At 52.1% G+C, this 11,574-nt stretch carries 17 protein-coding genes; 14 read left to right on the forward strand and 3 right to left on the reverse strand.

The window, feature by feature from the left end; all coding sequences use genetic code 11:
- The first annotated feature begins 10 nt into the window (after positions 1 to 10).
- From ACZZZ4_RS02010 to ACZZZ4_RS02055, 10 genes are all read left to right on the forward strand, one after another.
- The gene (locus ACZZZ4_RS02010) at positions 11 to 466 is read left to right on the forward strand and encodes a very short patch repair endonuclease (RefSeq protein WP_463547134.1); all 456 of its coding nucleotides are present in this window, start codon (positions 11 to 13) and stop codon (positions 464 to 466) included.
- Positions 467 to 550: 84 nt separating this feature from the next.
- Positions 551 to 883 carry a hypothetical protein gene (locus ACZZZ4_RS02015; RefSeq protein ID WP_463547135.1) on the forward strand — a complete coding sequence of 111 codons (333 nt, stop codon included), beginning with the start codon at positions 551 to 553 and terminating at the stop codon, positions 881 to 883.
- A 43-nt stretch (positions 884 to 926) separates the two neighbouring features.
- The gene (locus ACZZZ4_RS02020) at positions 927 to 1,403 is read left to right on the forward strand and encodes a hypothetical protein (RefSeq protein ID WP_463547136.1); all 477 of its coding nucleotides are present in this window, start codon (positions 927 to 929) and stop codon (positions 1,401 to 1,403) included.
- On the forward strand, positions 1,388 to 2,368 hold the full coding sequence (locus tag ACZZZ4_RS02025; RefSeq protein WP_463547137.1) for a hypothetical protein: 981 nt from the start codon (positions 1,388 to 1,390) through the stop codon (positions 2,366 to 2,368). The genes ACZZZ4_RS02020 and ACZZZ4_RS02025 overlap by 16 nt, the downstream gene beginning before the upstream one ends.
- Before the next feature lie 41 nt (positions 2,369 to 2,409).
- A complete protein-coding gene (locus tag ACZZZ4_RS02030) occupies positions 2,410 to 2,835 on the forward strand; it encodes a hypothetical protein (RefSeq protein WP_463547138.1) in 426 nt (141 codons plus the stop codon).
- Positions 2,810 to 3,595 carry a hypothetical protein gene (locus tag ACZZZ4_RS02035; RefSeq protein WP_463547139.1) on the forward strand — a complete coding sequence of 262 codons (786 nt, stop codon included), beginning with the start codon at positions 2,810 to 2,812 and terminating at the stop codon, positions 3,593 to 3,595. The genes ACZZZ4_RS02030 and ACZZZ4_RS02035 overlap by 26 nt, the downstream gene beginning before the upstream one ends.
- Complete coding sequence (locus ACZZZ4_RS02040) at positions 3,592 to 3,768, forward strand: hypothetical protein (protein WP_463547140.1); 177 nt, start codon at positions 3,592 to 3,594, stop codon at positions 3,766 to 3,768. The genes ACZZZ4_RS02035 and ACZZZ4_RS02040 overlap by 4 nt, the downstream gene beginning before the upstream one ends.
- Positions 3,769 to 3,986: 218 nt before the next feature.
- Complete coding sequence (locus ACZZZ4_RS02045; RefSeq protein WP_463547141.1) at positions 3,987 to 4,340, forward strand: hypothetical protein; 354 nt, start codon at positions 3,987 to 3,989, stop codon at positions 4,338 to 4,340.
- 623 nt (positions 4,341 to 4,963) lie between these two features.
- Positions 4,964 to 5,473 (forward strand): BRO-N domain-containing protein, encoded by a 510-nt coding sequence (locus ACZZZ4_RS02050; protein WP_463547142.1) that lies wholly within the window; start codon positions 4,964 to 4,966, stop codon positions 5,471 to 5,473.
- A gap of 274 nt (positions 5,474 to 5,747) precedes the next feature.
- Positions 5,748 to 6,734 carry a hypothetical protein gene (locus tag ACZZZ4_RS02055; protein ID WP_463549243.1) on the forward strand — a complete coding sequence of 329 codons (987 nt, stop codon included), beginning with the start codon at positions 5,748 to 5,750 and terminating at the stop codon, positions 6,732 to 6,734.
- Positions 6,735 to 6,737: 3 nt separating this feature from the next.
- On the opposite strand, the gene ACZZZ4_RS02060 is transcribed toward ACZZZ4_RS02055, so the two are convergent.
- The 3 genes from ACZZZ4_RS02060 to ACZZZ4_RS02070 all read right to left on the reverse strand — a co-directional run bounded on the left by ACZZZ4_RS02060 (position 6,738) and on the right by ACZZZ4_RS02070 (position 9,568).
- Positions 6,738 to 7,874 (reverse strand): hypothetical protein, encoded by a 1,137-nt coding sequence (locus tag ACZZZ4_RS02060; protein WP_463547143.1) that lies wholly within the window; start codon positions 7,872 to 7,874, stop codon positions 6,738 to 6,740.
- An 81-nt stretch (positions 7,875 to 7,955) separates the two neighbouring features.
- Positions 7,956 to 8,675, reverse strand: a complete 720-nt coding sequence (locus ACZZZ4_RS02065) for a DUF6933 domain-containing protein (protein ID WP_463547144.1) — start codon at positions 8,673 to 8,675, stop codon at positions 7,956 to 7,958.
- A gap of 77 nt (positions 8,676 to 8,752) precedes the next feature.
- Positions 8,753 to 9,568 (reverse strand): sulfite exporter TauE/SafE family protein, encoded by an 816-nt coding sequence (locus tag ACZZZ4_RS02070; RefSeq protein WP_463547145.1) that lies wholly within the window; start codon positions 9,566 to 9,568, stop codon positions 8,753 to 8,755.
- 109 nt (positions 9,569 to 9,677) lie between these two features.
- On the opposite strand from ACZZZ4_RS02070, the gene ACZZZ4_RS02075 reads away from it, so the two are divergent.
- The 4 genes from ACZZZ4_RS02075 (at position 9,678) to ACZZZ4_RS02090 (ending at position 11,573) form a co-directional block, all read left to right on the forward strand.
- Complete coding sequence (locus ACZZZ4_RS02075) at positions 9,678 to 10,445, forward strand: AraC family transcriptional regulator (RefSeq protein WP_463547146.1); 768 nt, start codon at positions 9,678 to 9,680, stop codon at positions 10,443 to 10,445.
- Positions 10,446 to 10,538: 93 nt separating this feature from the next.
- A complete protein-coding gene (locus ACZZZ4_RS02080; RefSeq protein WP_415761745.1) occupies positions 10,539 to 10,856 on the forward strand; it encodes a helix-turn-helix domain-containing protein in 318 nt (105 codons plus the stop codon).
- 62 nt (positions 10,857 to 10,918) lie between these two features.
- Positions 10,919 to 11,266 carry a type II toxin-antitoxin system RelE/ParE family toxin gene (locus ACZZZ4_RS02085; RefSeq protein ID WP_276320601.1) on the forward strand — a complete coding sequence of 116 codons (348 nt, stop codon included), beginning with the start codon at positions 10,919 to 10,921 and terminating at the stop codon, positions 11,264 to 11,266.
- Positions 11,256 to 11,573 carry a helix-turn-helix domain-containing protein gene (locus ACZZZ4_RS02090; protein ID WP_122602120.1) on the forward strand — a complete coding sequence of 106 codons (318 nt, stop codon included), beginning with the start codon at positions 11,256 to 11,258 and terminating at the stop codon, positions 11,571 to 11,573. The genes ACZZZ4_RS02085 and ACZZZ4_RS02090 overlap by 11 nt, the downstream gene beginning before the upstream one ends.
- Position 11,574 lies beyond the last annotated feature (1 nt).

The raw sequence follows: 11,574 nt of genomic DNA on the forward strand, positions 1-11,574 counted from the left end.
GGGCTCAGTCATGGACATAGTCAGTAAAGAAGTCAGGTCTCGGATGATGGCCGGTATTCGCGGCAGTAATACATCTCCCGAAATGAAGGTCCGCAAGCTGCTGCACCGACACGGTTTCAGGTATCGACTGCATTCTCGGAAGCTTCCAGGCAAGCCAGATATTGTGCTTCCTCGCTACAACGTCTGCATTTTTATTCATGGCTGCTTTTGGCACAGACACACTGGCTGTAAATACGCCACAACCCCTCGAACTCGCGAAGAATTCTGGCAGCTGAAATTCGATCAAAACGTGAAGCGAGACATCAGGCAAAAAAACGAACTTCTCCAGCAAGGATGGCGTGTCTTCGAGCTATGGGAGTGCGGAATTCGCAGGCCTGAAGCTGAGATCAGCTGGATCCTAAATGCGATCAAGGATTGTAATCAAAAAACCGTGTCTTGGCCTGATCTCTTTGAGGGGTCCTTCTAAATTTAACGGCACCTCGCCTGATACCTCTATCCCTTGGCCCGATACCACTGGCTTTTTTGCTACGTAAGGAGCGGCCAACCGTAAATGATGGCAATCAGCCTGCAAAAAAATTTGACTACGGTAGAAAAAACTACTAAATATTACCCAAAGATTTCAGGAATATTCCTAAAAAATTGTAGGAGCTTTGACAGAACAATGTCAGAAAAAAGAGAGAAATTTGTACGATTAGCTGAGCAGCGTGTAAATCGAGCGCTCAATGACATTCGCTTGATCGGAAACCTATCCAACCGTAGTGCTTACAGTTTTAGCGACGAGGACATCAAGAAAATCTTCAAGACCTTGCAGAAGGAGCTAGACCAAGCAAAAACGCGCTTTTCTGACGCAGAAAACGCGGCTGGCGGTGACTTCAAACTGTAGTCACTCATTGTTCTGAATCTACTAAAGATAGGGAGATTTGATTGTGGTTCATTGGCAGTTCCGCCCGCTAAATCCGAATGAGACTTCAGGATCAAGCATTTCAGACGACAATTTTGCGGATGAGGAACGCACCAGCGTTGAAATTCTCGTTCGCGAAACCTTGCAGAATCCACTGGACGCACGAAGCAGCGAAAGCGTCGTACGCGTTGAATACAAACTGGTCACGGTAGACTTGGCAACGACTAAGTTCGCCCGGTCCATTTTCTCGGACGACTGGATTAAGCACTTCCAAGCCGGCGAACTAATCGAGAACGATCAACTACCAGCAAAGATGACATTTCTGGTAATTGAGGATTTCGGAACAACCGGGCTGGAAGGCTGTTACAAGGACTCCTCATTCGAGGGATCAACGCAAAATTGGAATGCATTCTGGTTTCGTGAAGGTGAAGGCGCGAAAACGACGAGGTCCAACGGGGGGCGGGTCAAGGAAAAATCACTTTGTACTTGGCTAGCAAGCTAAGGAGCGTTTTTGCACTGACGAAGCGTAAATCGGATGGACTTGAACTACTCTTCGGCTGCTGCCGCTTCAAACGTAATTACAAACTGCCGGAAGACAGCAGGCGCTGGGCAAAGGAAGCCAGATGGGGAGCAACCAGTAATCCGAATGAGCTGGCAATCCCTGTAGAAAACATACAGATGCTCGGAGGAATCAAGGCAGAGCTTGGTCTAGCTAGAGGAGCAGAAGCCGGAACGACTTTCATTGTCCCGATGCCTGCGGAAGATATAACGGAAAAAGCTCTGCGAAATGCGGTTATCAACGAATTCTTTTTTGCCATCAATCGTGGTCGGTTAGTGGTAAAAGTCGGTGGCATTACTCTGGATACGTCAAGCATCGCAGGCGTAGCGAATGACATGGGAGAACAATGCCGACTGAGTAAGGGTTATCGTGATTTTCTTGCATTAACTGCAAGAGATGTCAGTACAGTCACAGCTACGGCAAATGAGTCTTGGTCGAAAGATGCGAGACTGACAGTAAACGCATTCGAAGAAGACGAGCTGACGTCTTTAAAAGAAAAATTCGAAAACTCAGAATTAGTTTCAGTAGACTTTCTCATTCCAGTAAAAAAGAAACAACCGAAAGAAACATCCATTGCAAATTTTAGGGTTTTTCTCCAGCAAGACGAAAACGCAGAACAGAGCCAAGAGCTGTTCGTTAGGCAAGACTTAGGGATCGATGGTGAAAAGAGGTTAAAGGCTGCAAGAATCATTGTCCCTGTAATGGCGCTCACCTTTATTCAAGATCCAAAACTCTCTGATTTGCTAGTCGCTGCTGAAGAGCCAACGCATCGTAACTGGAACGCTCGCCGCCCAAAAGTCGTGGCTCAATACTTTTCCCCCAACGATGTGCTGAATGCAGTTCGCAATGCCGCACTTCGATTAGTTCAACTGATTTCACCTGAGGGGAAAAGGACGAAACCGCTTTAGCGGTTTATTTCTCCGATCCGGCTTCGCCCCCAGTTAAACGCATGGGAGGGAGCGGAATTACGCCGGAAACTCCTAGGGGTGAACGACAACCGCCGGTAGATATTCCGAAGCCGAAACCCAAACCTGTTGCACTCAAAATACTCGATGAAGGATTCGAGGTTCGTGCGAACGCAGCAGAGGGATTCACTTTTCCTATTGACTGCACAATTACTTTGGCCTATGCCACCGTTATTGGTGACGCATTCAAGCTATGGGATGCCGCTGACTTCTGGATCGGTGATGAGTCATCATATCCACGTAAACATTCTAGAGTTTCCCAGCCTACTGCTGCACTTAATACAATGAGCTTCCGCTTGGAGGATGAAAACTCTTGGCTATCCGTTAATGGTTTTGATCGCAATCGACAGCTTGAAATCCGCGTGAAGTACCAGGAGGTGTCCGATGGGGCAAATAACGAGGACGACTAACCCGACCCGGCTGAGGCAGATTGACAAGAAGCATTTCTTGGTTCGAGTTAGAAATGATTCATCTGACGGAAGAGTTTTCTGGCTGGACAGCTTCGACTATGCGGCAGCCGATCTTGATCCGTCCGTACTAATGGGCTGTATCGTCCAAGCGGGAAGTACAGAAGAGTACTTCGAACTTGGCCCTGTGTTTGAGTTTAACAAAACGTCAATGAGCATTCGGGATATCGCCACAGACAAGCCTTTAAAGTTCAGATTCATTTTTAACAAGCCAGGTGAATCGATGCTCGTTGGCTATGCAGACGGTGTCAGAGCATTGGATGAAGCGGGAAATCTCGGCTCCAGTTTAGTCGACATTGAGCCCACCGATCTTAATGGCATAGCTTGGAGACTTATACTTCCAGAAGGCAAAGGACAGGGCGAAAAACCGAACGTGCTAGTTGAGCGATCTTTATTTCCCACTGCCGCCTCTGCAGTAAACCAGCCTTGGTTTGGCTCTCTCGTCATGCCGGAAGTAATGCGTCAAATTGCAATCGCAATCGCGAAAGACCCCTCGGCGCTTGATGACTCCGAAACATGGATCTCCGCATGGGCGGACTTCATCATCACGCTGGGTACTAATCTGCCCGTTGAGTCTTATGAGGACGATATTTTAGCTCAAGAAAACTGGGCCGACGATGTTGTTCGAAGATTCGCATCAAAAGGGATTTTTAAACATCACATGGCTGAAGCTTTGGCCGATATGGAAGGTTCGTCATCATGACAAGCCAAGTCAGATCACTTAGTGAAGTAGGCATTGCCAAACTTGCTGCTTGGATAGACAACCCTGTTGGATCAGCTCCAACGGAGCTTTTAGAGAGCGATACATTTACCGATATTATTGATAATGAATATCTAATTGATCTTTCAAAAAAATCTCAACAAGCTACGAGCTAGGCGAGTATCTGGCAAATCAAGTTTTCGTTGGCAATATTGATCGCTTCTCCCTCTTGTCGAACCATGGAATGTGGGCATGGATCTCACTAGCATTCATCGAAAGCTTAACGAGTAAAGGACGAGGTACTGGCGTAGGAAAACCTTTAGCGAAGCCGCACTACATAATGCAGTCTCCCAGATTGGCATATCGACTTGTTGCACGAACTGCATGGGATCTTGTGAGCCTGCATGGAACAGCAGCCAAGGTCGCCTTGGGATCCCTGAGATCGCCTTGGGGTGAAATGGCAGAACAAATGACATCACGCCAAGAAATATACGCGCATCGAAGTTTTTGGCCTGTTGCAAATGCGCTTTACGCGATGCCCGATGGATCGGTAAAAAAAGGAGCGACTAGCCAACGACAAAAGAAAGATCGCTGCGACCCGAAGAGCAAAGCTGGGCTAGGAGGAATCCGCCGTCTACCTTTCACCTTCAAACAGTTTGAGCGCACTTACAACTTACGTCAGATGGACAGCGACGAAATTACAAAACTGCTGCCAACTGAGTATCTCAAATGGCAGGCAAAAGACTGAACGGATAATAAACTGCGCATTTATCAGAAATTGGTTTGCGCAGTTTTTTCTCAATCGCACAGGATCCCTTTCTTCACATAACATCTGTAGCAACGTAAACTTTAGCAATGGACGAAATATTTCCTGCCCAGCGAGCCCTGAGCAAGCGGGAGAGATGACATGATCAATACAGTTTCTACTCAAAAAAGAAGTCTTCTACAATTCAAATTCAATATGTATTTGACTTAGCCTCGACGCCACATATCTCTTCGCTTCAAAATAGTCGTCTTTTGCCTGAGGTTGACCCTAACGCGTCAAACGCCTAGGATTCAAAGTCGGCGCCTAAGAAACGCCTTAAACCAGAGCGGTCCTCCGCACCCGACAGTCATGCGGCTTTTTTTCGTCTGCGGTTTCTCTACGTCTGCGAAAAATCCCGTTATGTCGGGAGTGGGCGAATACAAGACCCGAAAGGGGAATATGTCCGGCCCGTCTCTGGTGGGTTTCTTAGCTCCCGACACCCTAACGAATGCCCTAAGAAAGCAGCCAGAGGTAAATGGAAATGCCTGGATATCAAACCTTCATGATGAAGGTGAATCGCTGTACCCGCCGTTCGAATCCCCTGCCTCTTGATCAGGAGGCATGCCATGTCTGAACCACTTCTTCCTACTCGGTTCACCCGAAACAAAACCCACCTGCACGCCCTTCTGGTTGAGAACCAGGCGTGGTTCTGCGTCCAGGGGCTGGGCCGATTGATGGGCAAACATCTTGACGAGCGCCAATTGCGTAAACTCGACGCTGATCAGCAGCAGATGATGCGCGTGGAGACCTATGGCGAAGCTGAGGACCACATGATGGTGAGTGAGTCGGGTGTGTATGCACTGCTGATCTATCACTACTGTCCTGAGCATCGGCAGCTTCGTGAGTGGCTGACGCATCAGGTTGTGCCTGCTCTGCGTGATGCTCGTCCGGCGCGCTCGGTTGAGCGTCCGACGTTGAGTGTCTTGAGTTGGCCGCAGATGTCGCTGAGTACGTTGCATTGGCAGGATGAGCCGTGGATTCGGTTGCGGGATATGCCTTGTTTGCTGGCGGAGGATCCGTTCAATCGGCAGGAATCCTGGTGGCGTAGAGCTTCGCGATTGTTGCGTGATTGCTGATGGTTTCAAGATCCGTTGCTTAGGTTTCAAGCAGCGGATTTTTTGTAGTTCAAAATGCTTGGGGCTGCTTCGCAGCCGAGCGGGAGCAAGCTTCCTCGCCACAAGGTGATGCGTGGCCTGCAATGGCGGTCTGAGTATTGAAGGTTGGTTGATGCCAAGAATCGCCAGCAGGCTGGCTCCCACAGATCCCGCATCATCCAGAAAACAATCAGTGCAACCCACCCCGCCTCCCGCTATTAATACCCCTCCCCCACTCAAGGATTCGAGCCCCACCATGAAATTCGATCTCGCCTACTGCCTCAGCCTCGACGACAAGTTGTCGATCTATGACGTTCGCGATCTCAATTTCGATGAGACGGTGGCGTTTGACTCTGCGAAGGAACACTTCCAGTGTCCCAACGATGCCTGTCGTTCGGCGTTCGAGGTTTCCAATGAGTTGGGGACGTTCAACGCCAAGAACGTGAACTATGTGCGCACGCCGCACTTCAAGAACCTGCCCACTACGCAGCACGTGACGGGTTGTCCGTATGTGAGTTTGAAGGCTTCAGCGTCTGGCGTTGAGACGGCGGATGGCGAGGTGGGTGACGGGCGGGAGGAACACTTTCCGTCGGAGTTGTTGCTGACGCGGCGTGAGTATGTGCGCAAGCCTGTCGCGCCTGCGGGGGCGGCGGATGTGTTGCGGGATGATCCGGTGCGGGCGGCGGCGGACAGTGGCAAGGAATCAGCGGGGCGTGAGTCGGCGCCGGACAAGACCAGTGTGTTTGCGCATCCGGTGGAGTGTTTTGTTTCCAACTTCGCTGACAAGGAGCTGCTCAAGCGGATGCCGTTGAAGGTCGGCGAGCATTCGGCACCGTACAGTTCGTTTTTCAAAAAGATTGAGTATCTGACGGACAACAAGGGGCTGATTTACTGGGGGCGGATAAAGAAGATTGAGGACTTCCACAGTGCCAGTTTTCGTATCGATTTCGAGGACAAGGTCTGGTTCAAGAAGCCCGAGGACAGCAAGAAGAAGCCGTATCCGGTCAGCGTTTATCTGAACAAGAAGCTGATCGACAACTACCGCAAGCGCAAGGCGTTTCTGGAGGAGATCAAGCACGCGGTGGATAGCGACAAGGCGTTGTTCTGTTTCTTCTATGGGGTGACGCCGGAGTTGAAGCAGGTGCCCGGCAAGAAGAACCCCGAAAAGCCGTTCGAGGTCTTCAATGCCGATATCGAGAACCTGGATCACTTCATTATTCGTGAAGCGCCGGGGTTGGAGTGACGGTTAGCCTTTGGGTAGTTGCAGTTTGGCTTCGCCACGGTGTTGGTTGACCAGCGAGTACGGTAGCACTGGCCAATCGGGGTTGTCGCAGTTGCGCTGGATACGGGCGAAATAAGCGCCCAGGTAAATCCCCTTCGGCGTGAAGTGCCAGTTGGCGTAACCCCAAACACTTTCATCGGTGTAGTCGCAGTCGCCATCGTCTTCGGCGGGCTTTTTCATTTCCTCGGGGTACAGCGTGGTGAACTGTTTGACCAGCCACGGCGCCATGACTTTCAACTGATCGTACTCGGTGGCTGCGCTATCAGGTTCACCAATCCACAGCACGTCTTTGAGTTTCAACAATTCACCGGTGTGCGCATTCAGATTGATCGGCGAACTGCCGAAGTCCGGGTGAGCGCCGCCGCAGCTGTAGCCGGTGGAAATGTCCAGACTGACCACGTCGGCCGAGAGAAACTGCGGGGCAGCACCTTGATCAAACTCGGCGTATTCCCCTCCATCCATCATGCAGCGGTGAAAGTCGATGACTTCAGTCCAGAGTCGTCCGAGCAAGTGGTTGTTGATGCGCTGCTGCTCTTCTTTCGGGTAGCCCGACTCGACGCTGAACAGCGAGATCTTCGACTCAGGCTCTGTCCACCATTGCAGGTCGTAGCCCATGAAATTTTCTTTCTTTTCCGGCTTAAGCTTGAGCCCCTGTAAGCGCAAATATTCGTAGCGATCATCTTTCGACAATGTGGCAATAAAGGGCAGCGTTGTAGCGGCTGGCGCAGGAAGTCTGGCTTCGGTCAGTTGCACCGGAAACTTCTTGCCCTTGGTATTTCGCCATTCGCCCTGCCACCCGTTGGCGGTGGTTTTCAACTTGAGGGTTGGTAGCGGTTTGTCTTCACCATAACGGTTGTTGCCTTCGACGAGGCTTAGCGTGTTGTCCTGCAGCGAGCCGCTGAGTGCCAGGTCACGGTGGTACTTCTCGTAGAAATAACGACCGGTCACTTCGTCGCGTTGTGCAGTGTTGAGCTCAACCACGATCGGTGATTTGCCCAACGTACCGGTGAAGACACGCGGGCCTTCTTCGGCATGGGCGATGGAAATCAATGAGAACAGCGCAGCAGCGCATGGTGCCAGGCGCATCAGTCCTTTGAACATGTATCAATCCTAGAAGAGGTCGGAGATAGCGTCGACGGGGCCGACGCTGAAAAATACGCTGCGGATTATGGCGAGAGTCGATCAACTATTCGAGTTTTCTCGTTCGTACTCTTTAAGCCAGGCTTCGTGCTCAAGGGCTGTGAGTTCTCGAGCCACTTGTTGGCGACATTCCTTGGCCGCATGGAGCTGGACGTCATCAAGAAAGCAGTAATGACGCAGCCAGTGAAGTGTCATTTCTTCATCCGGAAAGAAGTAATACTTGACGCCCTTGCTATTCCGGGGTGTGTCATTCATTTGTGCGTCGAACACCATCGCTGCGGTTTCATCCGGTGGCAAAGACCCGGTATGGGCGACCTTGTCTTGGAACATCCATGCAATCTCATCAATGTGTTTTTGCGCGCTGCGATGGCTGCGTCGATAGAACCGTTGGTGTTCACAGGTCTGTAGCAGACGTGCCGCCATCAATTCCGGGTTAAGCCAGGGTCCGAGTTTATGAAGGTGTGCGTTGATCATCAATCCATGGACCCAGCGATCAATAAACCGCGCAACGAAGTCTTCGGTATTGGCCTTTTTCAAATCGGCCAGAATCAGGCAATAACGGGTTTTGACATGAATGACCAGCAGCACGTGCTTGCGTTGCACCGTTATGGCGTGAACCAGCCACTGCTCGTCAGCGCCGCTCAACTCATGATCTTCAATGATTGAGGACGGCGGACTAACGTCCACCGGCGTGACCTTCTTGCCTTTGTGAACACGGCTAAAAAACTTGCTGGCGGCTTCGGTGCAATTAAAGATCAACATCCTGGGTCTCTGGTTATTGCTGGAGGACAGCGTTCAGTTATCGATTTTGGTTTCTTGCACTGTAGCCTGGCAATGGTTCATTTAAACGAGATACACAGCAGCACGATAATCAGCAAACCGATATAAACCCAGGCATGCACCCGATCCGGAATCCGCCCGATCCACGGTGTCGCGAGTCGGATCCCCAACAACGATCCCACCGTCAGCACTGCAAAAGCCAGCAAATCCACATACCCGACAAACCACTCCCCCAGATCCGTTTCACTGAATCCGGCCAGCGATATGTACGTCAACGTCCCGGCCAACGCCACCGGGACGCTGAGCGGATTGGCCATGGACGTTGCTTGCGACATGCTCAGCCCGCAACGGCGCAGCAGCGGCACGGTCATGACGCTTCCTCCTACGCCGAGGAACGTCGCGATGGCGCCGATGCCTACACCGCCGGCGGATGTTTTTGTTGAGGTCAGTCGTCGTGGGATTGTCGTTTGGGACTGTGTGAGAAATCCTTGGCGCAGCAGGCAATCGACGATGGTTACGCCCAGGTAGGCGATGAAGGCGTAGCGGATCACTTCGCCGCTGACCCACATGGCAGCGATGGCGCCGACTACCGCGCCCACGCCGATAAACCCGCCCAATGGCCAGAGGTATTCCCGGAGCAGATTGCCCGCGCGTTGGTGTTTGCGTGTAGCGATCAGGGCGTTGACGATCATCACGCAGGTCGAGGTGGCCACGGCGATGTGCATGGCCGACTGAGCGATGGGGTCGTCGGCTGCGTGGCTGGCGGTGAGCATGCGATAGAGCAGCGGCACGATGACGAAGCCGCCGCCGAAACCGAAGAGCACGGCGCTGATGCCGGTGAGGCAGCCGAACAATGTAAGCAGGAGGTAGAACATGGTGAGCGTCCAGAACTGGGAGCCGTGACATTAGTGCGGCAGGCATTGGCCGGCTTCAGCAGTTGGGCCAATAATGTTCGCGTTTACGCCAATCGCTGGAACTCGCCTGATGCGCAATATTTCGATCAATCAGCTTGATGACACGCCTCGCCCGGTCGTGGCCATCGGTACCGATTATTCCCACGGCCACCTACTCCCGTTTCATACGCATCGACGTGGGCAATTGCTCTACGGCGCCACTGGTGTAATGCGGGTCAGTACTCAGAGCGGCAACTGGGTGGTGCCGCCGCAGCGTGCAGTGTGGATTCCGCCGGGAGTCGCCCACGAAGTATTGATGCTAGGGGTGAGCACGCGCAGCCTCTACATCGAACCGTGCACGGTGGATTTGGGCCCGAAGTGCCAAGTGCTCAACGTGTCGGCGCTGCTGCGGCATTTGCTCATGGAGGCGGTGGACGTGCCGCTGATTTACGACCAGGCCGGACGTGATGGTGTGCTGATCAACTTGCTGTTGCATGAACTGACACGCAGTGCGCCCCTTCCCCTACACATTCCTATGCCCACCGAAGGAAAGCTCCTCAGTCTGTGTCAGACCTTTCTGAACATGCCCAACACCCATCAATCCCCGCAGCATTGGGCGGACCAGTTACACATAAGCTTGCGTACCTTTAACAGATTGTTTCGGCAGCAGACCGGGCTCAGCTTTCGTCAGTGGCGCCAGCAGGCGTGCGTCGTGCAGGCGTTGGCACGGTTGGCGGCGGGGGAAGCGGTGACGCGGATTGCTCTGGACTTCGGCTACGAGAGCCCGGCGGCGTTTTCGACGATGTTTCGGCGTGTGCTGGGACAGGCACCGTCCGTCTGGTTGGAGCCGACGAACTAGGCAAATTCGAAAAATGCGTTTGATCCCGGCCGAAAACAACTGTACAAAAACACAGTACATTTTCAATCAGCACTTTTGAGCCCGGAGCACACCATGGCCTCTCTTGCGATGAACCACGTCCTCGAACGCATTGCCCTTTTCCAGTTCACCCCGACCCACTGCGTCCAGGCCCGCGCCATGCTGGGCTGGAGTGTTGAACAACTGTCGCGCGAGGCCGAAGTTGCAGTCGCGGATATCCAGCGGTTCGAAGCGCAGCAGGACGTGGCGGACGCCGCAAGACTGGCACTGGCTTATCGGTTTGAAGCGCAGGGGTTGGTGTTCTTCCCGGGGTTTGCACCGGGGCGCGGTGTCAGGGCGCAGGGGATGGCGGGGGAATCGGTGGGGCGTGGGGATTTTGCGATGGCTGACTGAAACGGCAATTTGATAATTATTCCAAAATAGGTATATTTCGCATGAGTGCAAGGAAGCCGCTTATGTGGGTCTGCAGTAGTAAAAAAGATCTCAAGCAGATGCCCACAGAGGTACAAGACGTTTTTGGTCACGCACTGGATCTGGCTCAATGTGGCCTGAAGTATTCAGATGCAAAACCAATGAAAGGGTTCGGAGGCGCAGGTGTCCTGGAGTTGATAGAAGACTTCGACACCGACACCTACCGCGCCATTTATACGGTTCGTTTTGGCAGTGCAATTTACGTTTTGCACTGCTTTCAGAAAAAGTCGAAAAGCGGGATTAAAACCGCCCAGTCGGACATTGATCTGATCAGAAACAGACTTCGAGCCGCCCAGGAACATGCGAAAGGATCAGAAAACCATGGAGATTGAAGTAGGTAGCGGAAACGTCTATCACGATCTGGACTTACCCAATGCAAGTGAAATGCAGGTGAAGTCGCAGCTCGCAGCGAAAATTGGCGCAATCATTAAGGCGCGTCATCTCACTCAGATTCAGGCGTCAGAAATCTTGGGACTATCACAACCCAAGCTTTCCGAAATGTTGCGTGGCAAATTTCGCGGAATCAGTGAGGCCAAAATGATGGAATGCCTTTCACGTCTCGGACGAGATGTGCAAATTGTAGTCAAATCGGCCCCCCGATCGCGGAAAGAGGGCCGTATTGAGGTGGTATTCGCTTGAG

Source organism: Pseudomonas sp. AC252 (assembly GCF_979258105.1).

Coding starts and splice junctions, on each gene's coding strand:
- ACZZZ4_RS02010 (WP_463547134.1), top strand. CDS start 11: ATGGACATAGTCAGTAAAGAAGTCAGGTCTCGGATGATGGCCGGTATT.
- ACZZZ4_RS02015 (WP_463547135.1), top strand. CDS start 551: ATGATGGCAATCAGCCTGCAAAAAAATTTGACTACGGTAGAAAAAACT.
- ACZZZ4_RS02030 (WP_463547138.1), top strand. CDS start 2,410: ATGGGAGGGAGCGGAATTACGCCGGAAACTCCTAGGGGTGAACGACAA.
- ACZZZ4_RS02035 (WP_463547139.1), top strand. CDS start 2,810: ATGGGGCAAATAACGAGGACGACTAACCCGACCCGGCTGAGGCAGATT.
- ACZZZ4_RS02040 (WP_463547140.1), top strand. CDS start 3,592: ATGACAAGCCAAGTCAGATCACTTAGTGAAGTAGGCATTGCCAAACTT.
- ACZZZ4_RS02050 (WP_463547142.1), top strand. CDS start 4,964: ATGTCTGAACCACTTCTTCCTACTCGGTTCACCCGAAACAAAACCCAC.
- ACZZZ4_RS02055 (WP_463549243.1), top strand. CDS start 5,748: ATGAAATTCGATCTCGCCTACTGCCTCAGCCTCGACGACAAGTTGTCG.
- ACZZZ4_RS02060 (WP_463547143.1), bottom strand. CDS start 7,874: ATGTTCAAAGGACTGATGCGCCTGGCACCATGCGCTGCTGCGCTGTTC.
- ACZZZ4_RS02065 (WP_463547144.1), bottom strand. CDS start 8,675: ATGTTGATCTTTAATTGCACCGAAGCCGCCAGCAAGTTTTTTAGCCGT.
- ACZZZ4_RS02070 (WP_463547145.1), bottom strand. CDS start 9,568: ATGTTCTACCTCCTGCTTACATTGTTCGGCTGCCTCACCGGCATCAGC.
- ACZZZ4_RS02075 (WP_463547146.1), top strand. CDS start 9,678: ATGCGCAATATTTCGATCAATCAGCTTGATGACACGCCTCGCCCGGTC.
- ACZZZ4_RS02080 (WP_415761745.1), top strand. CDS start 10,539: ATGGCCTCTCTTGCGATGAACCACGTCCTCGAACGCATTGCCCTTTTC.
- ACZZZ4_RS02085 (WP_276320601.1), top strand. CDS start 10,919: ATGTGGGTCTGCAGTAGTAAAAAAGATCTCAAGCAGATGCCCACAGAG.
- ACZZZ4_RS02090 (WP_122602120.1), top strand. CDS start 11,256: ATGGAGATTGAAGTAGGTAGCGGAAACGTCTATCACGATCTGGACTTA.